Source organism: Euhalothece natronophila Z-M001 (assembly GCF_007904085.1).
In the GTDB taxonomy this organism is placed as follows: domain Bacteria; phylum Cyanobacteriota; class Cyanobacteriia; order Cyanobacteriales; family Rubidibacteraceae; genus Halothece; species Halothece natronophila.
The window spans coordinates 3,235,656-3,259,449 of the sequence record NZ_CP042326.1 but is presented as its reverse complement, the minus strand read 5'-3'; the positions used below and the strand labels follow the sequence as shown (position 1 = coordinate 3,259,449).

Sequence of the window (23,794 nt, the reverse complement as noted above, 5' to 3'; positions counted from 1 at the left end):
AAGCAAAAACAATTTTCCAACAGATGATTAATTGGAAAACACTGCCTAGAGAACGAGGAATTTATCAAATTACCACAGGGAGTGTCACTTATGTTGGCTTATCAGATAATATTCAACTGCGAGTCAAGCAACATTTAGAAAGTTCCTCTTGCCGATCGCGCATTATTCTTGATACCAAAAAGCCCAAAGTTACGGTTTTAGAACTGCTTCCTAATAGTGATGATAAAACTTTAGCTCTACGAGAATGGTATTGGTTTTATAAATTAAAGCGCAAAGGTCATATCGTTGTTAATGACCCTAAAACTTTAGGGAAAACAAAAAGCGGTCAATATTTTCCTCCCAAAAAATCTCCGAAAAAGACTAATTTTGACCCCAAAGTTTCCTTAGGATGCGGTGTTAAAATAGCGGGAGTAGCAACAGTCATCATCGGATTCTTTTCCCTTGGCTACTTTGCTACAGGGGCAATTTTAAGAAATACTGAATTAACTCAACCAAACCCAGACAATTCTCCAGATATAGAAACTGACACCAATCAAGAGAGAGATTTATCGAGAGAAGAGGAAGAAGATTCGGTTGTGAATATGCGGCCGATGAGTGCTTGTATTAATCCGATACAGCGAGGACGCTCTCAATCAGTGGTAGAAGTACTACAAAAGCAACTCCAAGAATTAGGCTATTACGATGGAGAAGTGGATGGCGATTATGGGCCACAAACCCAGGAAGCTGTATCAAAATTTCAAAGAGAACATGACTTAGACGTTGATGGAATTGTTGGCTGTGATACACAAACTACAATTAATGATGCGCTGCGATAAAATCAAAGCGAACTCGCAATTAAAAACTCATCTTCGTCATGGCTAAATCTAAAGCTGAAACTCCCCTTCCTGATTTAACCGATCCACAATATTATTTTAATCGTGAATTAAGCTGGTTAGAATTTAATGATCGTGTTCTCCATGAAGCCCTTGATGAGCGCACCCCATTATTAGAACGTCTCAAGTTTATGGCAATTTTTAGTTCTAATTTAGATGAATTTTTTATGGTGCGAGTTGCTGGTTTACAACAACAAGTGGAAGCTAACGTTACTAAGTTAACTCCTGATGGGCGTGATCCTTTGCAGCAACTACAGGATATTAGTGATAGGCTACGCCCTATGATTAAAAAACAAGATGAGCATTTTGAAAAAGTATTACGAGGATTATTAGCAGAAAAAGGGATTCATATTCTTAATTATATTGATTTAAATGTTGAGCAACGAACTTATTTACAGAAGTTTTATGAAGATCATGTTTTTCCTGTTTTAACGCCCCTTGCTGTGGATCCAGGGCATCCTTTTCCCTATATTTCTAATTTGAGCTTAAACTTAGCGGTTGTTGTGCGTGAACCCGATACAGAAGATGAATTATTCGCCCGCATTAAAGTGCCAAAAGTTCTACCTCGCTTTGTTCAACTTCCTAAACAATTAGGGGTTCATGATGAACAGAAAAAGCCCGCAGTTTGGACGGGAATTCCCCTAGAACAAATCATTTCGCATCACTTAGAATCTCTTTTTCCAGGGATGACAATTGAGCAATGTTATCCCTTTCGGATTACTCGAAATGCTGATATTGCCGTGGAAGAGGATGAAGCTGATGATTTACTTCTAGCGATTCAAAAAGAACTCCGGAAACGCAAACGTGGCGGATCTGTTGTTCGGATGGAAATTGATGAATCGGCTTCTGATCAAATTCGAGAAATGTTGATGCGAGAAATGAAGTTAGAAGAAAAAAATGTCCATCAAATTAAGGGGTTATTAGGATTAGGGGATTTAATGTCATTTATGTCTCTACCTTTGCCTAACTTAAAAGATTCTAAATGGACTCCCATTGTTCCGCCACCGTTTCAACGCTACCGAGAATCAGAAGATACGGAAAATGTTTTATCACCTGAGGAAAAAAGTGAGAGTTTCTTCGGAGAAATTCGCAAATCTGATCTATTAGTTCATCACCCATACCATTCGTTTAGTGCAACAGTTCAGGAGTTTATTGAGTTAGCTGCCATTGATCCGAAGGTGTTAGCAATTAAGATGACTTTATATCGCACTTCAGGAGACTCACCGATTATCAATGCTTTGATTAATGCAGCTGAACATGGCAAGCAAGTGGCGGTTTTAGTCGAATTAAAAGCGAGATTTGATGAAGAAAATAATATTGTTTGGGCGCGGAAGTTAGAGAAAGCGGGGGTTCATGTTGTTTATGGGTTAGTAGGATTAAAAACTCATACTAAAACCGCTTTAATTGTTCGTCAGGAAGAGGATAAAATTCACCGTTACGTTCATATTGGTACAGGAAATTATAATCCCAAAACAGCTAACCTTTACACGGATTTAGGGTTATTTAGTTGTCGAGAAGAGTTAGGGGCAGATTTAACTGATTTATTTAATTTTCTCACAGGACATTCTCGCCAGCGATCTTATCGTAAATTATTAGTAGCCCCTGTTAGTTTGCGCGATCGGATGATTGTTTTGATACAAAGAGAGCGCGATCGCGCTTTAAAAGGGGAAAAAGCCTATATTATTGCTAAAATGAACGCTCTAGTTGATCCGAGTATCATTAAAACTCTATATGAAGCCTCTCAAGCTGGGGTAAAAATTGACTTAATTATCCGAGGGATTTGCTGTCTGCGCCCCGGTTTAGAAGGAATTAGTGACAATATCCAAGTAATCAGTGTTATTGGACGATTTTTGGAACATTCTCGCATTTTCTACTTCTACAATAATGGGGAAGAAGAAATTTATATGGGAAGTGCTGACTGGATGCAACGGAATTTAGATCGCCGAGTAGAAGCAGTCGTTCCCATTGATAACCCTCATATTTTTCAAGAATTAAAACAATTTTTAGACCTGATGCTTGCTGATAATCGTCAAGCATGGGAGTTACAACCTGATGGGCATTATATTCAAAGACGACCGGAAGGAAAAGAAGATGAAATTAGTACCCATGAAACCTTAATGGCAATGGCTTTAAAATCCTCTAATGTCACTTAGTAGTAATGATTTGGGAAAGTTAGGAGAAGAACTAACTGCCCAATGGCTGACAAACCAAGGGTGGGAAATTTTAGCCTCTCGTTGGCGATGTCGTTGGGGAGAATTAGATTTAGTGGCGTATAATACCTTGGCAAAGGAAGTAAGTTTTGTGGAAGTAAAAACCCGACAAAGGGGAAACTGGGATGAAAATGGGTTACTTGCCATTACCCCCCAAAAACAGGAAAAACTTTATCGTACCGCAGAACTCTTTTTAGCCAACTCCCCTCAGTTTTCTACTCTGGCTTGTCGGTTTGATCTGGCACTGATCAAAGCCCAAAAAGATAATACTAAAAGCAATCATTCCGAAAGGTTATCTTCCATTGAACTGAATCATCCTGTTACTTACCGAGGATATCAACTCATTTTAGCCAGTTATCTCGAAGGTATTTTATAAACTACGCTAACCCGCTTCGCTGAGGTTAGCGTTTTCAGTAGCCCTGAAAATCCTACACGATAGAATCTCCGAGCCTCCAGGCTGGTTTATAGAGCAGCCCCATTTAGCTATCATCTTAGAAGCATTATCGTCTGCATCCCCTTCCCAACTGCAATCAGAATTAGAACACTTAAAATTCTTATTGGCTCTAATTCCTATATGGTTACAACAGTGGCAAGTCTGACTGGTATAGGCTGGAGGAATAGAAATTACCTTTACTCCTTCTTTAATTCCTTTATATTCCAAGAACGTTCTTAACTGATAGAAAGCCCAAGAATTAGACCGTCTTCTTTCAGTCTTGTTTCTGGGTTTTTCATTAGTCCGTTCCCGAATACCAGTTAAGTCTTCGATTGCCACTGCGGAGTTAGTCTCTTTTGCTTCTGAGATAATTGCTTTACTAATGTTGTGGTTTATCCACTTCTGATATCTCTTTTCACGCCCTGATAACCGTTTCAAGACCTCTCGACATCTACGTCTAGATGATCTTGTGCCCTGACGCGCTTTTTTCTGAAGAGATGATCTTACTCTAGAAAACTTATCTCTTTTTTGTTGAACTTCTTTCCCGTTCCATCCCTGATTGGTGGAGGTTCTAGCTATTTCCCGCCTGCCAAAATCAACTCCTATAACTTTGTCAGTTCTTTGGGGTTCGGGATAATCAATGGTGATTTGGATATGGCAATACCATTGACCATCTCTATGTTTGCAAATTTGAGCCGAAGTGGGCTTGCGCCCTGTTAGTTTACCCTTATGGTAATTGCTGGCTCTTAAGGCTAGTCTTAACCGCTTACCAAGAGTAGAGACACTAATTGTCCAATCTTTTTCCCGAAAAGAGAAAGTCCTACCGTCACAATCGAAGGAGGTAGGTTGGAAGCCTTTAACCTTCCGACCTTTATGTTTGGCAGTCTTTCGGTTAGAAGCGACTCTGGCGCAAGCACGAACAATATGGTTAGCCTTTAATCCAAACTTTTCCTTCACATCGTTATAGCAAACAGCCTGAATGGAATTACGATTGGTTAAACGATGGTTTACATTCTCATTAATCCAAATACAAGCATCTGCAAAAGCCTGAGCAGTTTCCTCAAGTTGAGTGGCTTGCTCAGGTTCTACATTTAGCTTTACGACAAGGGTCAGGGTCTGTTCCATCGTTTTCAAAAAGTCACGACGATGAGTATAGCACATCTAAAGTTGGTTTAGCTTCGGGGATCGAACCCGTCGCTAAACGCGCTATCCCTCTACGACCCGCTTCGCTGAGGTCGTAGCCTCCCGCGCTTTCGGTGAATGATGTGCTAAGTTCAGAAATAAGAGGTTTCCAATTTTCTTATGCTAAAAGCCGTTTTAATTCAAATAATCTACTTATACCGTGGTTTGATTTCACCGCTGTTTCCACCAACTTGTCGATTTCAACCCACTTGTTCTCAATACGCGATTGAAGCAGTCGAACGGTTTGGCGTTTTCAAAGGCAGTTGGTTAGCAATTAAACGGATTTTACGCTGTCATCCTTTACATCCCGGCGGATATGATCCTGTTCCCTCCAAGAAAGAAAAAAATATTAACCAATAATTCTCCCTAGTGGCAAAATGTCACAATTAAGAAAGGTAATTTCCCCATACAGTTGAATGATGCCTATGCCAGTTTCACAACAAATCCCTTCTCAAGAAACCACCCTAGAAACCGTTACCTTAGATGTTGAGGGCATGAAATGTGCCGGTTGTGTTAGTGCCGTGGAACGCCAAATTGAGCAAAATTCTGGGGTTCTCGCTGCCCAAGTGAATCTCGTAACAGCCACAGCAGTGGTTCAATATCAGCCTGAAACGGCTAATCCTGAAGAGATTGCCAAACAACTAACGGCGAAAGGTTTTCCTTCCCAACTCCACGATTCTAATAGTGAGGAAAACACAGCGATTAGCTATGAAGAAAAACGCCAACAAGCTAATCGCGAAAATTTCCGAAAACTTGCCATTGCTATAGTTTTAATTATCTTATCTGGGATTGGACATCTCAAACATCTCGCAGGTGTTCATGTGCCTTTCCTCAGTCATATCGGATTTCATTGGGGACTTGCCACACTTGCCTTAATTTTACCTGGTCGGGAGATTATCGTAGATGGGGTAAAAGGGTTATGGCAACGGGTTCCCAATATGAATAGTTTAATCGCTTTGGGAACTCTTAGTGCTTATTTTGCTAGCTGTGTTGCTTTGGCTTTCCCTCAATTAGGATGGGAATGTTTCTTTGATGAACCCGTGATGTTACTGGGCTTCATTCTTTTAGGAAGAACTTTAGAACAACGGGCAAGAGGAGAAGCAGGGGCAGCATTAGCGGCGTTAGTGTCGCTTAAACCCAGTACCGCCCGTTTAGTGAAAGAAACCGATACCGAAGAAGAAAAAAGCATGGAAGTTCCGGTTTCTACGGTACAGGTTCAACAATGGTTACGAGTGTTACCGGGAGAAAAATTCCCTGTGGATGGGGAAATTCTGAAAGGGGAAACAACCGTTGATGAGTCAATGTTAACGGGGGAGTCTATTCCTGTTAAGAAGCAGGTTCAAGATACGGTAAAAGCGGGAACGATTAATTTAACTGGGGTAGTTACCCTAAAAGCAACCCAAGTGGGTAAAGATACCACTTTAGCAAAAATTATTGCTTCGGTGGAAAATGCCCAAACTCGCAAAGCGCCGGTGCAGAAATTAGCGGATCAAGTGGCGGGCTATTTTGCTTATGGGGTAATGGCTATTGCTGGATTAACGTTCCTCTTTTGGTATTTTATCGCGCCCCAAATTTGGACGGAGGTTACCCTGGAAACCAGTCCGCTGTTATTAAGTCTAAAAGTGATGATTGCGGTGTTAGTAATTGCTTGCCCTTGCGCGTTAGGGTTAGCAACCCCTACTGCTATTTTAGTGGGAACTGGTATGGGGGCAAAACAGGGCTTGTTAATTAAAGGGGGAGATGTTTTAGAAAAAGTCCAGGGTTTAGAGACGTTGGTATTTGATAAGACGGGAACTTTAACTGAAGGAAACCCAAAAGTTACTGATTGCTTAGTGGTGGCGACTCCTGATATTAGCGAAGAAACTTTATTACAGTTTGTGGCTTCAGTAGAACAAGGAACAAATCATCCTTTAGCCGATGCCATTGTTCAAGAGGCGCAAGCCAGAGAGATTTCTCTGTTAGCCACTAGTGAGGAAGAAACGCAAGCAGGCTATGGTATCCGCGCAATGGTTCAACAGCAAGCAATTGTGGTGGGGAATGCTTCCTGGTTAGAAGCACAAGGGATTATTGTTCCTCGTGCTATGCAAGAGAAAGGAGAAACTTTAGAAAATACTGGGAAAACCGTGGTTTATGTTGCCATTAATGGCGCTTTGGCAGGATTAATTGCTTTGAAAGATTGTTTACGCCCTGATGCAGTGGAAACGCTGTCAAAACTGCAAAAAATGGGGTTAGAGGTAAGGTTATTAACAGGGGATAAGGAAAATATCGCTAGCGCGATCGCGCAACAGTTAAATCTCTCTCGTGATCAAGTGTTCGCTGAGGTTCACCCTGAGGAGAAAGCCCAAGTGGTGAGACAATTACAGGAAAAGGGACAGTCTGTGGGCATGATTGGCGATGGCATTAATGATGCCCCGGCTTTAGCCCAAGCCGATGTGGGAATTGCTATGGCAAAAGGAACGGAAGTCGCCCTTGAAACTGCTTCCATTGTCTTAATGCGCGATCGCGTTTCGGATGTGATTACAGCAATTAATCTCAGTCTTGCTACCCTCCAAAAAATTCGTCAAAATCTCTTTTGGGCTTTAGGGTATAATGTGATTACGATTCCATTAGCTGCGGGAATTCTTTTACCAACATACGACATATTACTCAGTCCCGCGATCGCTGCTGGATTTATGGCTCTCAGTTCCGTAATTGTAGTGACCAATTCTTTACTCTTAAAAAGGGTAAAAATGGGCGAACCATGGAGAATGGGTTAAGACGGATTATTAGAAGCAATATCCATGCTACTAGTGCCCAAAGTGCTTGTGAGGAGATTGTCCAATGGGGATTAGAACAAAAAAGTTGTTATGTTCTTCCTGGCAATGTCTCGGTGGTGATGACTGCTTTTTGGCGAAAGCGCTATCAACAGATTATTAATAATGCAACTCTTGTCATCCCTGATAGTCAGTTTTTAGTTTGGGCATTACGGTTATTAGGGGTTAAACAACAGCAAAAGGTTATTATCTCTGATTTAATGCTAGCTTGCTGCGATCGCGCTCAAGCAAACCAAATTCCGATTTACTTCTATGGAGCAACGCCTCTGATTCTTGCCAAATTAGAACATTTATTGAAACAGCTATATCCTCATTTAATGATTGTTGGTTCTCATGCTCCCTCTGCTAACACTACTCAAGAACTAGAAGCTGAACTTAACGCCATTCAACAATCAGCAGCTAGTTTAATTTTTGTCTCCTTACCATCTCCGCAACAAGAAGAATGGATGGCGAAACAAGTTAATCGCCTCCCAGCGACTATGGTAGGGGTTGGTTCAACTTTAGCAGCGCTCACTGGAGACTTATCCCCTCCTCCCAAATGGATGTCACAATTAAAACTCCAACGGTTCTATTATCTTTTAACTAATTCTCACCCCTTTGGAGGAGCTTATTTGATTAATCATCTTACGTTTGTGCTCTTTTTTAGCCTACAATTTCTACAACATCGTTTTCTCTTGCTTCTAGGATTAAAAAAGAAACGCTCTATCAGTAATCAATAACCGTTTTCCTGCATTAACGATTGTAAAAGAAATCAGAAAGCTGTTATTATAGACTCTAGCCATGGAGAGGTGGCAGAGTGGTCGATTGCGGCCGACTTGAAATCGGCTGAGCCGAGAGGCTCCGGGAGTTCGAATCTCCCCCTCTCCGTTTTGTTTGTCCTTTGTTGTTTGTAAACAAATGACTAATGACTTATAAAACCGTTTCTAGAAAGCCTAATTGATCAGTAACTTCTTCAATTCGTTTACTGGTGGGTTTTCCAGCGCCATGTCCGGCTTTCGTTTCAATGCGTATTAAAACAGGATTATTGCCCCCGTGAGCTGCTTGTAAAGCCGCGGCAAATTTGAAGCTATGGGCTGGAACGACGCGATCATCGTGATCAGCAGTGGTGATCAAGGTGGAAGGATAAACAGTTCCCGATTTTAAGTTATGCAAGGGGGAATAAGCATATAATGCCTTAAATTCTTCCTCATTCTCGGGAGAACCATAATCAGAACACCAAGCCCAGCCAATGGTAAATTTGTGAAAGCGTAACATATCCATGACTCCCACTGCGGGTAGGGCTGCCCCAAATAAGTCTGGGCGTTGCGTCATACAAGCCCCCACTAATAATCCGCCGTTACTTCCCCCTGAGATAGCAAGTTTTTGTGAGGAGGTGTAGCGATTTTCAATTAACCATTCGGCAGCGGCGATAAAGTCATCAAAGACATTTTGCTTATTCAATTTGGTTCCTGCTTGATGCCATTGTTCACCATATTCACCGCCACCGCGTAAGTTAGGAACAGCATAAATTCCTCCCCTTTCCATCCATACTAGCCGACTCACAGAAAAGCTAGGGGTAAGGGAAATATTAAACCCACCATAAGCATACAGTAAGGTGGGATTCAGACCATTAAGCAATATTCCTTTTTTATGGGTAATAAACATGGGAACTTGTGTCCCATCTTTGCTACGATAAAACACTTGTCGCGTTTCGTAGTTATCGGGATTAAAATTAACAGTGGGCTGACGGAAAAGGGTACTTTCTCCTGTTTCTAAGTTGTAGCGATAAATGGTTGTTGGCGTGGTAAAACTGGTAAAGGCGTAAAAGGTTTCTGTATCTTCTCGCTTACCATTAAATCCTCCTACTGATCCGATTCCAGGGAGTGTAATATCTTGGAGATAATTGCCATTTAGATCATGAATTTGTAAGCGCGATCGCGCATTTTGTAAATAATCTAAAATAAACTGGTTATTTAAGAGACTAACTCCCTCTAAGGTATTCTCACTTTCTGGGACAATTTCTTGCCAGTTTTCTGGTTCTGGATTATTAATATCTATCCCGATTAATCTGCCTTTTGGGGCTTCATAATCCGTGCGAAACCAAAAGATAGAATCCTCATATTCAATAAAACTAAAGTTACCGATAAAGTCTGAAATTAATTCTTTAATTTCTACTGTTTTATCTTTTAAATCTTGGTAAAAGATTAAATTTTTCGGATCAGTGCCTTGACTTACCGAAATAATTAAGTAGCGTCCATCCTCAGTAACTTCTGCATCAAACATCCATTCTTTTTGATCAGGACGTTCATAAACTAAAATATCGTCTGCTTGCTCAGTGCCAAGGCGATGGTAATATAATTTTTGGTAATAGTTGGCTTCCTCTAACTGTTTTCCTTCTGGTGGCGCATCGTACCGACTATAGAAAAAACCTTGATTATCTTTTGTCCAAGTTGCTCTCGAAAATTTAATCCATTCTAAATGATCAGAAAAATCTTCTCCTGTTTCCACATTTCGGACTTGCCATTCTTGCCAGTCTGAACCTGATTTAGAAATACCATAAGCAATAAACTGACCATTATCACTTATAGAAACCCCAGAAAGCGCGATCGTTCCATCTTCAGAAAATTGATTGGGATCTAATAAAACTTTTGGTTCATCCTCTAAATGATTTAGGGTATAGAGAACACTTTGATTTTGTAACCCATTGTTTTTGAAGTAAAAGTAACGATTTCCTTTTTTAATAGGAATACCATATTTTTCATAGTCCCACAGTTCAGTTAAGCGTTCTTTAATCGCTCTTCGTTCAGGAATTTCCTCTAAAAAACTAAAGGTAACTTCATTTTGTGCTTCTACCCAAGCCTTAGTTTTAGAAGAATCTGGATCTTCTAGCCAGCGATAAGGATCGTGAACTTCTACACCATGATAATTATCAACTTGTTCAACTGTTTCAGTTTTTGGGTAGTTAAAAGACATAATACGATTATTAATAAACAACATTTTTATAAAATTAGTTATTGAGAGAACGAACTTTTTGAATAAACTCTTTAATTGCTTGCAACTGCTCTTTTATTATAACTAAATACAGGGACTTGTTTTTCCTTTTAAGTTATGTCATATTTGACCTATATTTGTTAGGAGTGCCAATTGCCATGTCTCCAGTTCGTTTTGTCATTCTATTAGTGGCTACCTTACTGGTTAGCGTTACCATGACCACCGAAAGGGTGGATGGACAAAAACTCGCATCCCTTCCTCCTGAAACCGCTAAAATTGTAGAACAAGCAGGGGGAATTTATGATCCGCCCCGTCATGATGTGCGCCTCGTTGTTTTGAGTGATCTTAATGAAGCCTATGGTTCAACCAGTTATCCGCCAGAAGTGGGAAAAGGGATTGACTTAATTCCCTATTGGAATCCTGATTTGGTGCTTTGTGGTGGTGATATGGTAGCGGGACAAAGTCGTGACTTGAGTAAGCCAGAAATTGAAGCGATGTGGGAGGCGTTTGATGACTATATCGCCCATCCTTTACGAGAAAGGGATTTTCCCTTTGGCTTTACTATGGGAAATCACGATGGTTCCGCAGCGCAAGGAGAAGATGGCTCATTTATTTTTCACAAAGATCGAGAGGTAGCTTCTGCTTATTGGAATCATCCTGACCATGATCCAGGATTAGATTTTATTGATCGCGCTGATTTTCCCTTTTATTATACTTTTCAACATCAAGATATCTTTTTCCTGGTTTGGGATGGGTCTTCTCATCGCATTCGGGATCATGAATTAGCGTGGGTAGAAGACGCTTTAGCCAGTCCACAAGCCCAAAGTGCGAAAATGCGAGTTGTCTTAGGGCATCTTCCTTTATATGGTATTGCAGAGGGAAGAAACCAGTTTGGGGAAGTCATGGAAAATTCTCAGCAACTACAGGCGATGATGGAAAAGTATGATGTTCATACTTATATTAGTGGTCATCATCATGCTTATTATCCCGGTCATCGAGGGAATTTACAACTGCTGAATGCAGGGTTATTAGGTGCTGGTGCGCGTTCTTTAATTGATAATGAAACCCCACTAAGAAAAGCACTTACTGTTGTGGATATTGATTTTGATTCTTCTGAATTAACAACTTATGCCACTTATGACATTAATAGTTTAGACTTAATCGAATATGAAGAACTTCCTCGCTTTTTAGCTGGTTATAATGGCGCTGTCATGCGACGCGATATCGAATGGGAAGACTTAAACGCATCAGAACAGGAATTTTGCGAAAAACGATTAGGAAAAGAACTTTGTAGTTTCTAATGGGATTGTTAACCTCGTTATTGATCAATTTTCATGTCAAAATTAGGGAAGGAGGAACAAGAGAAATAAGGTAAAATTGCTATGAAAAGTACAGAGATCAAACAACGAATTGCACAAAGTCTTGATCAACTCAATCCCGAAAAATTAATTGTTGTAGAGAAAGTGGTTAGAGAATTTGCAACTTATTTTAATTCCGAACCGTTAGTAGAGAGTTCTTCAGAAAACAACGAACAATATGATCCGTTAGCGCGATTAAGAAATAGTGATTTCATTTGTTGTTTTGGGGATGATTCTGATTTAGCAGAAAAGTCTGAAAAAGTAGCTTGGGAGTTTTTATCTAAACGAGAAACTGATTAAGAATGATTCTAACAGATACAGGCTTTTTTGTTGCGTTAGGAAACAGAAATGAAATGAGAATAGAATTTTAATAACAGATTTTCGAGACTTTTCTGTTTACCGTTGGAATAATAATCAAGCGTTTAAAATTCTTTTAGAGCAATAATGCGCTTATTTTTTACTTGGTATTGAAGCGCGATCGCGAGACTCAATTTTCACTAAAAAGGTTGATTTCTATAAGTAATATTCTATTATTAAAATTATCGTTAATTGCCCTCCTCATTAAAGCAATACTCTAAAAATTAGAATTGATGACCATTTAAAAATTTTTGATCTGACTTGGTAACGATTTCTTTTATCCTTGATTGCATTTAAACTATAAGTAATAGAATTTGTAAGATAACGAATAATTAATATGTCTAACTGGCTAGAACATAGTGTTGAAATTGAAGTTAACGCACCTATTGACCTAGTTTGGAACTTATGGTCGAACCTAGAAGAAATGCCGAAATGGATGAAATGGATCGATTCTGTAGAAGTTCTAGCCGATAATCCTGATTTATCCCGCTGGAAACTTGCTACAGGAGGATGGGAATTTAGCTGGCTGTCTCGAATTACTAATTTAGTCTCTCACCAAATCATTCAATGGGAATCAGTGGATGGATTACCCAATCGTGGAGCAGTCCGATTTTATGACCGTAAAACTAGTAGTATTGTTCGTTTATCTGTTGCTTATTCTATCCCTGGTGTTTTGGGGCAAATTATGGATAGTTTATTTTTAGGGCAAGTTGTAGAATCAACTCTTAAGGCAGATTTAGAGCGATTTCGAGACTATATTGATCAAATTCAGTCTTCCTCTTAAATATAATTCCCCGATCGCGCCTTGGAAAAAAAGACGAAATCGGGGACAAGTTAGACTAACTTAGCAAAACGCTAACAATTAGTCAGTTCCTTCAGTCCAGGAATTCATATACTTGAGTTGGTCATCGCTGAGGTCGTCAATTTTAACGCCCATGGCATTTAATTTCAGACGAGCAATTTCACGGTCAACTTCCCGAGGAATGGAGTGAATACCAGCTTCAAGTTTGCCTTTGTTGAGGGCAAGATATTCAGAACCTTTGGCTTGGTTAGCAAAGCTCATATCCATTACCGCGCTGGGGTGACCTTCAGCAGAAGCGAGGTTAATGAGACGACCTTCTCCTAAAACAATCACAGACTTACCATTGGGGAGAATGTACTGTTCGGTGAAAGGACGAACTTCTTTAACTTCTTTGGCTTTTTCACGGAGAGATTTCAGGTCAAGCTCAATATCAAAGTGACCAGCATTACAAACGATCGCGCCATCTTTCATGTTGTCAAAATGATGGGACGCGACAACGTGCTTGTTACCCGTTAAGGTGACAATAACATCGCCAATTTTTGCCGCTTCATTCATGGGCATTACGCGGAAGCCATCCATAGCAGCTTCTAAGGCGCGGATATGATCCACTTCAGTTACGACAACATTTGCGCCCATACCAGCTGCGCGCATGGCAACACCTTTGGAACACCAGCCGTAGCCACCAACAACGACCACTTTACCTGCGAGGAGAACGTTAGTGGCACGGATAATGCCATCAATGGTGGATTGTCCAGTACCATAGCGGTTATCAAAGAAATGCTTGGTATCAGCATCATTAACGTTCATCGCAGGGAACGTCAATACGCCGTCATTGTACATGGCACGGAGACGATTAATTCCCGTGGTGGTTTCTTCAGTCGTCCCGATAATTTCTTTAATTTGATCTTTGCGATTTTGAATTAAGGCTGCGGTGACATCACTACCGTCGTCGATGATGATATTAGGGTGATGATCGAGGGCGATATTGATGTGACGATTATAAGTTTCGTTATCTTCCCCTTTAATCGCGAAAACAGGGATACCATAGTCAGCGACTAAACTCGCAGCGGTGTCGTCTTGAGTGGAAAGGGGGTTACTTGCGATTAATACCGCATCTGCACCACCCGCTTTTAGGGCAATGGCGAGGTTAGCGGTTTCTGTTGTCACGTGGCAACAAGCGACCATGCGAAGCCCTTCTAAAGGCTTATCTTTCGCGAACTGGTCACGGATTTGTCTGAGAACAGGCATTTCACGACTTGCCCATTCAATACGCTGTTTCCCGAGTGTAGCGTAACTTAGGTCTTTTACTTCGTGTTTTACTTGTGTTGCAGTCATCTAATTTTACGAGTCGTTATTTCACATTGCGATCTCTACTAGGTTACTGCATATTGACCAGATGTCAAAATTTTTGCCATAGTTTAATCTGAGGTTACCCCCTTTTTTCTTTGATTTATGAAGCGCAAACACCTAATTTTAGCTTCTTTGACGGCGATTTTAGTCTTATTCATGCCTCTGCGCTCTTCTGTGCAAGCCCAAGTCCCTTTTATACCTGATTTTGGCGGTAATAATCCAATTATTTTGCCTCAAGCATCTGATGAAACAATTTCAGGATGTATTCGTTTAGATGGTCGGTGTGTGGTTGAGGTAGCAGGGAATGAATCAGATTTGCCCAATCGAATTAGAGAAATTCAGCAAAGACTCGACAACATCACTCGCTACTATTTTCAACAAGATTCAGACGAAGTGACTGTTCGTCATGAACAAATTGGAGCCATGAGTGACATTTATGTGGAGGTGGATGAACTAGAAATTCGTCTATTGACCGTCACGAGCCAAGATGCCAATTTGAGAGCAATGAGTATTGAACAAAGAGCAGAACATATGACTCGTCGCTTAGAACAGGGGCTAGTTAGGGCAAAACAGGAGCGTGAACAGTCATTTCTCATCGCGCAGGGGTATCGGAGCGCGATCGCGCTTGGCATTCTTATTATCGCCACATTTGTCCTCTACTGGCTCGAAAGACAGTCAAAGGAGCAAAAAAACAGCCTCCATGCTTCGTTTAAATCTACCTCTGATGCTGGCATTTCTACTCAAATTTACCAAAACCAACAGCAACAACTGGCTGAAATTAAACATCGGGGGGTTCAAATTGCCCGCTGGGGAATGTGGCTAGGAGGGCTATTGTATATCGTGGGGTTATTTCCCTACACTCGCTTTTTGCAAGTGCTAATTATTAATGTTTTTCGTATTCCATTTCGTTTATTTATTGTTGGTTTAGTTGTTTATTTCTTGATCCGTTTTTCTTTTATTCTAATTCAAAAATTTACTTCTGCTCTTACTAATAATTATCTTTTAACGCCTGAAGCTAATCTTCGGTTACAACTGCGAATTTCTACGATTTCTAGTGTTGCTAAAAGTATTGTTATATTTGTCTTAGTCGTTGCTGGTATTTTACTAGGACTGTCTGTATCTGGAATCAATATTGGCCCCCTTCTTGCAGGGGCTGGATTAATTGGGGTTGCCATTTCTTTAGCGTCTCAAAACTTAATTCGAGATGCCATTAATGGTTTTTTGATTATTCTTGAAGATCAATATGCTGTTGGTGATGTTGTGGGTATTGGTGAAGCAGTGGGCGTTGTAGAAGCAATTAATTTACGGATTACTCAACTACGGGATACAGAAGGGCGATTAGTGACAATTCCTAATAGCGAAATTAATACAGTTATCAATTACACCAGCAATTGGTCACAGGTGGATTTAAGAATCCCCATTGCTTACCATGCGGATATGGAAAAAGCAATTGAAATTGTTAAAAAAACGAGTAATGATTTAGCAACTGATAATGATTGGAGAAGAGATATTTTAGAACCGCCTTTATTCTTAGGTGTAGATGAATTTAGTAATCAAGGAGTGATCATCCGGGTTTGGATTAAAACTAAGCCTCTCAAACAATGGCCAATTGCCAGAGAATATCGCCGTCGAATCAAAATTGCCTTTGATCAAGCGGGACTTGATTTAGCCCTTCCTCATCAAAAAATCTGGATTTCTAGTGAAGAGAAAGCATCAAACTAGTTTTATTTTCCTTTGTCCGTTTAGTATAGTATTACCTCAAGCGAGAATGGTTTTTTCTGCCAAAAAGTCTTTGATTTGTTCTTCGTGATCATGGGCAAGATTACCAAAAGGAATTTTATCAACCTTGAAAGCTTTAACTTCAGAAACCTCTAAATTATCTTTAATATTGAAATGCCCATCAACGTTGGCAGCGATTAAAATACTAATGGAGTGGAGTCTGGGATCGCGATCGCGCTTAGAATACACTCCCACTAAACGGCGAATTTGGATGAGATTTAACCCTGTTTCTTCCCATAATTCTCGCTTGGCTGCTTCAGAAACTTCTTCCCCCCAATTGACAATTCCGCCAGGTAAGCCCCATTTACCATTATCTTTCCGACACACTAAAACAATTTCTCCACTAGGTAAAATCGGAATCACTGTTGCCCCAGTAACGGGATGCCGAAAAATCAAGCCAACCACTGTAAATAAAAAATGAGAAATTCGATCCATAACTGACAAATTAGGTGATTAATCAATTGTAATTTAAATTTATTTTCGTTACAATGATTTTAAGTATTATATTGTAACTTAAAATAACAACTACTTAATTAAGATAAAGTCATTTCTGATATTTTTATTTTAATGAGAATTAATTATTGCTATGACCTCTACTTATTTCCCCCATTTTATCCCTAATATTGCTCAAAATTTAACCGAAAAAGAATCTTGTCAATTAGTTCATCAAATCAAACAAGAGCCTATTGCAACCTCTCTAAATTCTCAAAAGATCAAGACAACCTATATCCAAGGAGGAGAGGGAGAACTACCAATTTTACTGCTACATGGATTTGATAGTTCTTTAATCGAGTTTCGTCGCCTCTTTCCGAAATTAACGCCGACAACAGAAACTTTTGCTCTGGATTTTTTGGGGTTTGGTTTAACCGATCGTCCTCTAGAGATTCCTGTGACACCAGAAGCAATTAAAGCCCATATTTATGCCTTTTGGAAGCAACTAATAGAACGTCCAATGGTTCTTGTAGGGGCTTCTATGGGAGGTGCTGCTGCCATTGATTTTGCTCTAACTTATCCTGAAATTGTCAAAAAATTAGTGTTACTCGATAGCGCTGGCTTTGCTGGTGGCCCCACGATGGGAAAATTAATGTTTCCCCCTCTAGATCGTTTAGCAGCTGCCTTTTTAAAGAGTGTGAAAGTACGAAAAAGAATTATTGAAAATGCTTATTATGATCGCCGTTTAGCCACTGAAGATGCTCTCTATTGTTCACTATTACATTTAGCTGATCCCAATTGGGCGAAAGCAATAATTTCTTTTACTAAAAGTGGTGGTTATAACTTTCTCCGTCCTAAAATCAGCCAAATCCCCCAGCAAACCTTAATTATCTGGGGGGAAGAAGACCAAATTCTCGGCACTAAGGATGCAACACGCTTTGAAAGTACCATCCCCGATAGTGAGCTAGTTTGGATTCCCCAATCAGGTCATGTGCCTCATTTAGAAAAACCTGAGTTAACCACAGAAACAATTTTAAGATTTTTTAGAGCCAGCTAATTAACACTTTTCCAAATTGGAGACTAAAATTAGTTAAACTGAAAAAAAATGATAAAACGTTGATCAGACAAATAATTAAAGGGATATTAATCGCACTATGCGGGTTTACGTACTCTTATTTAATGCCGGAAGTGACAATCAAGGGATTCATTCTTTAAAAATGGGCGAACGCGATATTGTATTAATGTTTGAGTCCCATGATGATGCCACTCGTTTTGCTCTGATGCTAGAAGCTCAAGATTTTCCCCAGCCTACGGTAGAAGAACTTGATTCTGAAGAAATTGAAGCCTTCTGTGCTGAAACTGGTTATGAAGCCCGACGCATTCCAGAAGGAGAATTAATTACCCCTCCTGATACCAGCGTAGAACAAACTGATTGGAATTTGCAGGGAACGGTGAACCCTTCACAAGAGCCAAAAACTGATAGTTTAGACGATGTTCGTCGTCGCTTGGAAAACTTACTCTAATTCAAAATTATGGTTTCTTCTCGGGGTCACCTTTTAACGGAACAAAATAACCCTCATAGCCGCAATTTAGACCAACTTTCTAGCTTGGAAATTGTTGAACTCTTTAATCAGGAGGATGCCAAAACCCTAACCGCGATTGGCAATGCTCGTTATGAAATTGCCCGTGCGATTGATTTGACTAGCGAAGCCCTCCAAAATGGGGGACGTTTATTTTATGTCGGGGCTGGAACTAGTGGACGTTTAGGGGTATTAGATGCAGCAGAATGTCCCCCAACTTTTTGTACCTCACCTGAATTAGTGCAGGGTATTATTGCTGGTGGTGAACAAGCCCTTGTCAAAAGTTCAGAAGGATTAGAAGATCGCGTGGAAGATGGGGAAAGCGCGATCGCGCATCATCAAATTACCTCAAAAGACGTGGTAGTAGGAATTACCGCCGGTGGCACCACTCCTTATGTGCAGGGGGCAATTACTGCCGCTCAAAAACAGGGGGCAACCACAATTTTTATTGCCTGTGTGTCTCCTGAAGAGGTAACAGTGAAGGTGGATGTGGATATTCGGCTGTTAGTGGGGCCAGAAGTATTAGCCGGTTCCACGCGGTTGAAAGCTGGAACAGCCACCAAAATGGCTTTAAATATTCTTTCTACAGGGGTAATGGTGAAGTTGGGGAAAGTTTATGGTAATCGTATGGTAGATGTGGCCGTAACCAATCAAAAACTGCGCGATCGCGCTCTCCGTATTCTCCAAGAGTTAACCCCTCTCTCGATAGAAGAAGCCTCTCAATTGCTCGAAAAAAGTGGCAATCGGGTAAAAACTGCCCTCCTCATGCAGTGGCAAGGAGTAACTCGTGAACAAGCAGAAGCACAATTAGCCGTTGATAACCGACTCAGCTCTCAAACCAAGTAGCCAATTCCAAATTCGTGTGTTAGTGTAAAGCAAGGTTGTTCATTAAATAACCGGTTAGGGAGAAAGGAGGTGATGCCCATGAGTACAGGTAGTAAACGCATGGGTCACCTGATTGGAGTATGCCGGCTGTGTGCCGGGGCTGTTCTCTAATAGTCAGTTGACTCCTCCCTAGTGAGGGGAAAACAGGCTGTACGAGTTCCTCTCGGCAGTCAGGTTTCAATCAGATGTGACCCGCTAGACCGCTCTTGCTTCCACAAGTAAGAGCGGATAGTTTTTTTTAAATTAGGGGATAGGAATATCCGAAATACTTGGGTAATTGTTGTGAGATAATTATTAAATGACTTTTATTCCCCGAAATAAGCAACTTCCGATTCCTGATGTGGCAAATTCCCCTGAGCAACGATTATTAGGGGCTGGTCGTTCTGGGCGTGTTTATGGGCTTGATTTCGAGGGAACAACGATTGCTCGCAAGATTTTCTTTGGCGAACCAATTACTCATCTGATTCACTATTTTTTCTTTGGCGCACCAAATCCTTATATCTGGAATGAAGATGCTCTTTGGTGTGCGTATTATCGTCGCAAAATTCTAACGGAATTAGTTAAAGTTTGGTTTGGCTCTTACCTCAAAGTTAGTAATGCTTTAGATGTGGGTTGGGAAGTTAAGACTCGTGCCTATTTACTAGACACAGAATTTATTGCAGGGCGACCGGTAGCGCTGTCTAACCCTTTTAGTGGGCAAGAGGCTAACAGTGAACTTTCTGAGCAACTAGAGCAAATTATGAACCCCTTGCACAGGCATTTGCTTGAATCTGGTTTTCATGGGATGTTGTGGCAAGTGGGGAAAGGGAATCCCTCAGCATTTAATAACTTCCTTTTGACCGAAAATCTCCCTCACCATCATCAGTTTGCTTGGATTGATCTAGAGTCTGGTGTACCTGCCTTATTCCCTATTAATCCGCTTATACTATTTAATTTCTATTTACCGCAAGCTATTCATCGTAGAAAAGCCTTATTTGATGATGTTGATATCAATAAACTAAAACGTTATCTGGAAACTCGCAGTTCTGTCCTTATTGATGAACTAAGTTCTGAGTGTTATACCAATCTTCAGTTATGGACAAAGGAGTTAGCCTATCATCAACAACGCTGGAAAACAATGGGGCGAACAATTGCCAGTATTGAATATCAGCGAAAAAAAGGTAATATCTCTCTAGAGACAGCACAGTGGTATCAAAATCATCCTTTAGCTTGGTATAGCAGAGAATTACGTCGATTTTGCCAGATTACTGTTTATCTTCTCTGTCTCAAGCTCCCAAAATATATCATCTATCAAGTACATCGTTTTAATTATAAAAAAGCGCTGCGATCGCTGTGGCAATATACTTGGTCTCATCGATATCGCTTAGCTTTAGCTCGCAAATATGTTATTAATCGGATTCGGGTTTGGGAAGAACGAGAGCAAATTACCACAAAACAGGCAGAAGAATTAGTTCATCGTTTTCAGTATGAACAAGGAAGTGATTATCTCAATGATTTTGGGGTTCATGTCGCCCTTAAAATTCCTGTGAAAGTGATTCGATATACTTTACTTCCCAGTCTCTATGCAGCAGGATTAATCAATGAGATTACCCTTGTGTTTCTACTGGCAAGTGGGGGCATGATTATCAGACTTCTTTACACTAGCTTCAGAATGCTTGAAGCCAGTCTCCAGGGTCAACGTTTACCTTGGGTTGCCTTTGGAATTGGATTTATCCCTTTTCTCAGTAATTTAGCTTATCCCTTACAAATGATATATTCAGCAACACAGCGTCAAGGAGAAAAGGTAGCTCAGTTTATTGTTTATGATAGTATTACCTCTGTCGGAACCGCCTTCCCAGCTTGGGGCGGGAAAGACACCCTGATTGAGCATTGGTTTAATCGTCTAGCAAAGCATCTGATTGGACGCTTAAGACAATTAGGGCAAAAGGAAGGATAATTTATGATTTTTCGTTAGCACTTAAAAGATCATTAAAGTATTCCGCACGCTGTTGAAACTCATTACTGAGTTGACCACAGACAAGCTCACAAAGGTCAAAGGTAAGTGGGTCTTTAATTCGATAATAAGCACTTACCCCCTTTTGTTCTCGTTCTAGGATACCTGCTTGAGTTAAAACCTTTAAGTGTTTCGATAAATTTGCTTGTCCTAAGCCAGTGGCTTCTGTGAGTTGTTTCCCATTCATGGGTTTTTCTCGTAAGCAATTGAGAATTTGCAGGCGACTAACTTCTGATAAAACCTTAAAATGATTTGCAATTAAACTCAGGGTTGCAGGTGAAAGTGTTTTTAATTTAGACATAAGAATTATAGAGAAACTTTGTCAGCTCAACTTTAGCTTTATTTTATCTTAATATTTACTGTATAATCATATACCTTTCATTTAAATCGCGATCGCTGATGCTTCAGGCTATTGCTAAAACGTTGGAAACCTTGACTTAAATCCAGATCGAAATCTGATAACTTAACCTCGGTTTCTTGGGTAATTTCACCAATGATTGTTGCTGAGTTGCCTACTCGTAAGGGTTCAGCAAACTGATGCGGTAAGGTTAAGACTAATTCAAAATCTTCCCCCCCGTATAATATCAAATGGATAAATGTTTGCTAGAGCTTGCTTGGGGAGATAGGGAGACAAGGCGACAAGGAGACAACGTGAAAAAATTACTTATGTGTAGCATGAATTAATCAATTTCGTATAACCTCCAATCTCAATCCTCTTCTGAAGATAGCTATTTTAACAGTTCATCAGGAATTAGAAAACTCCCGCGACTAATTTTTGCCTCCACCCCACTAGTAAAATCGCATCTACTAAGCCATCACTGTTATCCATTCCTCCAACTTGAAACTCAGGTGATAAGGGGGGATCATCTTTATCTTCTTCTAAGGGTTTTAGCCAATCACTTTCAATTTTTACCCCGAGAATGAAACAGCCCTACTGCTTTACTAAGGGCCAGAACAAAGCGTGAGGATTGGGGGAGATCGTCTAGTAGCACTGGTTTATAGAAATGGGATTAGTCACTTGAGTTTGTGAAAATATTATTAGTTTAAGCTAATATGAAGTATATTCTCAACATCATTCTTCCCAATCATCATATAAACAATCAGCAATGATTGATGAGAAATTTTTGTAGCCTATTACTAGCTTCCCTCTTCCCTGAAACCAAAATTGCTGTCTCACCACTCATTCCTAACTCCTATAATTTATTTATGACTGACGATGAAAGAAGAAATCATTCAAAAGCAATTAGACAACCTTTTTCCTGATTATGATGTAGAGTTTCAGGTAACTTACCAAGTACCATATCTCAAGGTAGCGATTAATTATTACTCTACTCTTTCTTTTGAGCGCGATACTTTAAGGCAGGGTGTCGAAAGAACACTTAATAAATTGAATTTGCCCGATGAGGTTCAGTATCTTGCTCTTTATACTCGTCCCATCTATCAAACTCAACCTGACTGGAACACTTGTATCCAACTTTTACCTGCTAAAGGTTCACAAAATGCTAGTCAAAATAATGACACATCAAAACCAAAAGAAGCAGTTAAGATTAGAAAAACTAAGCCCAGCTCTAAAGAACCTATTGCAAGAGAACAATTACAGGAGAATAATGCTTCAGGAACAGTAGCACAAGCAACTTCCCTAAATGAGGAACTTAGCAACTATTGCTTCATCCGCAATCAAGGTTTATTAACAGAAGAAATTGTCCCACCTCCTTTACCAGTAGCTGAATTAGTTACCTCTTTCCATGAATTATCCGCATCAGAAAAACAACAACTGTTGCCCTTCATTTCTCAACTTCTTAAACACCAATCTCCAGAAGAGATCAAAGAGTTATCTGCACAACAATGGATAGAAAAAGTATTTACTCTTAATCAAGAAGATTTACGGAAGGCTAAGATTTGGTTAAGTCGTTATTGTTATAACCCCGACAAAACAATGGCAACGCTTGAAAAACAGATTAATCAGTCTGAAGAACAGTCTGAAGAAGCTGTTGCACAAGAAAAAAATGAAGATGATTCGATTCCACTACCAAAAATTTCCGACAGAGTAAAAAAAGAAGTCAGAAAACCTAGTACCCTTAAGCTCTACGAATATCAAGATCGGCTGACAATTGTCAAAAAATGGGAAGATTCAGAGGCTTATTTTATGATAGCCTTTACCACTTTTTGGTCAGCCATATTATTTTCACAACTGGCTAGTGCTGATTTTCGATCTGATAATTCATTACCCTTATTATTTTTTAGTGTAGTTACGGTTGGTTTAATTTACTATACCCTTGCTAAATTATTCAATAAAACTTATGTTTTTATAAATAGAGAAAAATTTTTAATTCGTCATAAGCCTATGCCTTGGTTAGGGGACAAAACACAAATTAGAGCCGACAACTTAAAAGGATTATATATTGAACAGCAAGTTTACAGAGATAATAATCTCACTTTTAACTTAAGAAGGTTACATAGTGAACAGCAAGTTGATAGCGATAATAATCGCACTTTTGGTTATAAAATCTATGCCAATACTTATACTGGGATTGAGAAACAGCTAGTAAAATTTAGTGAACGCGAAGAGGCTTTCTTTCTTGTAACAACACTAGAAAATTATTTTAATATCGGAAAAATTGGTGGTCCTGAAGTGATCATTGAATACTATAGCAGACCTAGTGGTGGAGGTGGCGGTGGCGGTGGTAGCTGTGGCGGTGGTGGCTGTGGTGGTGGAAGTGGTGGTTGTTAGAGAAACCACCTCATCATAATAGCAGTGAGCAATTCTGGTTGAAGGCA

Annotated in this window: 21 protein-coding genes and 1 tRNA gene; 16 read left to right on the top strand and 6 right to left on the bottom strand. The window is 40.0% G+C overall.

Features of this window, described 5'->3' with window-relative positions; translation table 11 throughout:
- The first annotated feature begins 23 nt into the window (after positions 1-23).
- The 3 genes from FRE64_RS16090 to FRE64_RS16080 are packed head-to-tail and all read left to right on the top strand — an operon-like array spanning position 24 to position 3,458.
- Entirely contained in the window at positions 24-815 is a 792-nt protein-coding gene (locus FRE64_RS16090) for a peptidoglycan-binding protein (protein ID WP_146297160.1), read from the top strand.
- 38 nt (positions 816-853) lie between these two features.
- Positions 854-3,025, top strand: a complete 2,172-nt coding sequence (gene ppk1, locus FRE64_RS16085; RefSeq protein WP_146297159.1) for a polyphosphate kinase 1 — start codon at positions 854-856, stop codon at positions 3,023-3,025.
- Positions 3,015-3,458 (top strand): YraN family protein, encoded by a 444-nt coding sequence (locus FRE64_RS16080; RefSeq protein ID WP_146297158.1) that lies wholly within the window; start codon positions 3,015-3,017, stop codon positions 3,456-3,458. The genes ppk1 and FRE64_RS16080 overlap by 11 nt, the downstream gene beginning before the upstream one ends.
- A gap of 6 nt (positions 3,459-3,464) precedes the next feature.
- On the opposite strand, the gene FRE64_RS16075 is transcribed toward FRE64_RS16080, so the two are convergent.
- Positions 3,465-4,640, bottom strand: coding sequence for an RNA-guided endonuclease InsQ/TnpB family protein (locus tag FRE64_RS16075; RefSeq protein WP_146297157.1), 1,176 nt, complete (start codon positions 4,638-4,640; stop codon positions 3,465-3,467).
- A gap of 177 nt (positions 4,641-4,817) precedes the next feature.
- Between FRE64_RS16075 and yidD the strand changes: the two genes are divergently transcribed.
- The 4 genes from yidD (at position 4,818) to FRE64_RS16055 (ending at position 8,377) form a co-directional block, all read left to right on the top strand.
- A complete protein-coding gene (gene yidD / locus FRE64_RS16070) occupies positions 4,818-5,057 on the top strand; it encodes a membrane protein insertion efficiency factor YidD (protein ID WP_146297156.1) in 240 nt (79 codons plus the stop codon).
- 56 nt (positions 5,058-5,113) lie between these two features.
- Positions 5,114-7,453 (top strand): heavy metal translocating P-type ATPase, encoded by a 2,340-nt coding sequence (locus tag FRE64_RS16065; RefSeq protein ID WP_146297155.1) that lies wholly within the window; start codon positions 5,114-5,116, stop codon positions 7,451-7,453.
- Complete coding sequence (locus tag FRE64_RS16060) at positions 7,438-8,229, top strand: WecB/TagA/CpsF family glycosyltransferase (RefSeq protein ID WP_146297154.1); 792 nt, start codon at positions 7,438-7,440, stop codon at positions 8,227-8,229. The genes FRE64_RS16065 and FRE64_RS16060 overlap by 16 nt, the downstream gene beginning before the upstream one ends.
- Positions 8,230-8,292: 63 nt before the next feature.
- A tRNA-Ser gene (locus FRE64_RS16055) sits at positions 8,293-8,377 on the top strand.
- A gap of 42 nt (positions 8,378-8,419) precedes the next feature.
- On the opposite strand, the gene FRE64_RS16050 is transcribed toward FRE64_RS16055, so the two are convergent.
- Complete coding sequence (locus tag FRE64_RS16050; protein WP_146297153.1) at positions 8,420-10,462, bottom strand: prolyl oligopeptidase family serine peptidase; 2,043 nt, start codon at positions 10,460-10,462, stop codon at positions 8,420-8,422.
- Positions 10,463-10,638: 176 nt separating this feature from the next.
- Here FRE64_RS16050 and FRE64_RS16045 point away from each other — a divergent pair, with 176 nt between their 5' ends.
- The 3 genes from FRE64_RS16045 to FRE64_RS16035 all read left to right on the top strand — a co-directional run bounded on the left by FRE64_RS16045 (position 10,639) and on the right by FRE64_RS16035 (position 12,979).
- Positions 10,639-11,781 (top strand): metallophosphoesterase family protein, encoded by a 1,143-nt coding sequence (locus FRE64_RS16045; RefSeq protein ID WP_146297152.1) that lies wholly within the window; start codon positions 10,639-10,641, stop codon positions 11,779-11,781.
- A gap of 81 nt (positions 11,782-11,862) precedes the next feature.
- Positions 11,863-12,138, top strand: coding sequence for a hypothetical protein (locus FRE64_RS16040; protein WP_146297151.1), 276 nt, complete (start codon positions 11,863-11,865; stop codon positions 12,136-12,138).
- Between the two features lie 394 nt (positions 12,139-12,532).
- Positions 12,533-12,979: an SRPBCC family protein gene (locus FRE64_RS16035; protein ID WP_146297150.1), complete on the top strand. Its 447-nt coding sequence runs from the start codon at positions 12,533-12,535 to the stop codon at positions 12,977-12,979.
- 78 nt (positions 12,980-13,057) lie between these two features.
- On the opposite strand, the gene ahcY is transcribed toward FRE64_RS16035, so the two are convergent.
- Positions 13,058-14,332, bottom strand: a complete 1,275-nt coding sequence (gene ahcY, locus FRE64_RS16030; protein ID WP_146297149.1) for an adenosylhomocysteinase — start codon at positions 14,330-14,332, stop codon at positions 13,058-13,060.
- 117 nt (positions 14,333-14,449) lie between these two features.
- On the opposite strand from ahcY, the gene FRE64_RS16025 reads away from it, so the two are divergent.
- Complete coding sequence (locus FRE64_RS16025; RefSeq protein WP_146297148.1) at positions 14,450-16,069, top strand: mechanosensitive ion channel family protein; 1,620 nt, start codon at positions 14,450-14,452, stop codon at positions 16,067-16,069.
- Between the two features lie 36 nt (positions 16,070-16,105).
- On the opposite strand, the gene FRE64_RS16020 is transcribed toward FRE64_RS16025, so the two are convergent.
- Entirely contained in the window at positions 16,106-16,561 is a 456-nt protein-coding gene (locus FRE64_RS16020; RefSeq protein ID WP_146297147.1) for an NUDIX domain-containing protein, read from the bottom strand.
- 151 nt (positions 16,562-16,712) lie between these two features.
- Between FRE64_RS16020 and FRE64_RS16015 the strand changes: the two genes are divergently transcribed.
- The 4 genes from FRE64_RS16015 (at position 16,713) to FRE64_RS16000 (ending at position 20,959) form a co-directional block, all read left to right on the top strand.
- On the top strand, positions 16,713-17,615 hold the full coding sequence (locus tag FRE64_RS16015; RefSeq protein ID WP_146297146.1) for an alpha/beta fold hydrolase: 903 nt from the start codon (positions 16,713-16,715) through the stop codon (positions 17,613-17,615).
- A gap of 97 nt (positions 17,616-17,712) precedes the next feature.
- On the top strand, positions 17,713-18,081 hold the full coding sequence (locus FRE64_RS16010) for a DUF3110 domain-containing protein (protein ID WP_146297145.1): 369 nt from the start codon (positions 17,713-17,715) through the stop codon (positions 18,079-18,081).
- A 9-nt stretch (positions 18,082-18,090) separates the two neighbouring features.
- Positions 18,091-18,984: an N-acetylmuramic acid 6-phosphate etherase gene (murQ, locus tag FRE64_RS16005; RefSeq protein WP_146297144.1), complete on the top strand. Its 894-nt coding sequence runs from the start codon at positions 18,091-18,093 to the stop codon at positions 18,982-18,984.
- A gap of 337 nt (positions 18,985-19,321) precedes the next feature.
- Positions 19,322-20,959, top strand: coding sequence for a hypothetical protein (locus FRE64_RS16000; RefSeq protein WP_146297143.1), 1,638 nt, complete (start codon positions 19,322-19,324; stop codon positions 20,957-20,959).
- Between the two features lies 1 nt (position 20,960).
- On the opposite strand, the gene FRE64_RS15995 is transcribed toward FRE64_RS16000, so the two are convergent.
- Positions 20,961-21,317 (bottom strand): ArsR/SmtB family transcription factor, encoded by a 357-nt coding sequence (locus FRE64_RS15995; protein WP_146297142.1) that lies wholly within the window; start codon positions 21,315-21,317, stop codon positions 20,961-20,963.
- 77 nt (positions 21,318-21,394) lie between these two features.
- Complete coding sequence (locus FRE64_RS15990; protein WP_146297141.1) at positions 21,395-21,604, bottom strand: hypothetical protein; 210 nt, start codon at positions 21,602-21,604, stop codon at positions 21,395-21,397.
- A gap of 628 nt (positions 21,605-22,232) precedes the next feature.
- Between FRE64_RS15990 and FRE64_RS15985 the strand changes: the two genes are divergently transcribed.
- Positions 22,233-23,747, top strand: coding sequence for a hypothetical protein (locus FRE64_RS15985; protein WP_146297140.1), 1,515 nt, complete (start codon positions 22,233-22,235; stop codon positions 23,745-23,747).
- Positions 23,748-23,794 lie beyond the last annotated feature (47 nt).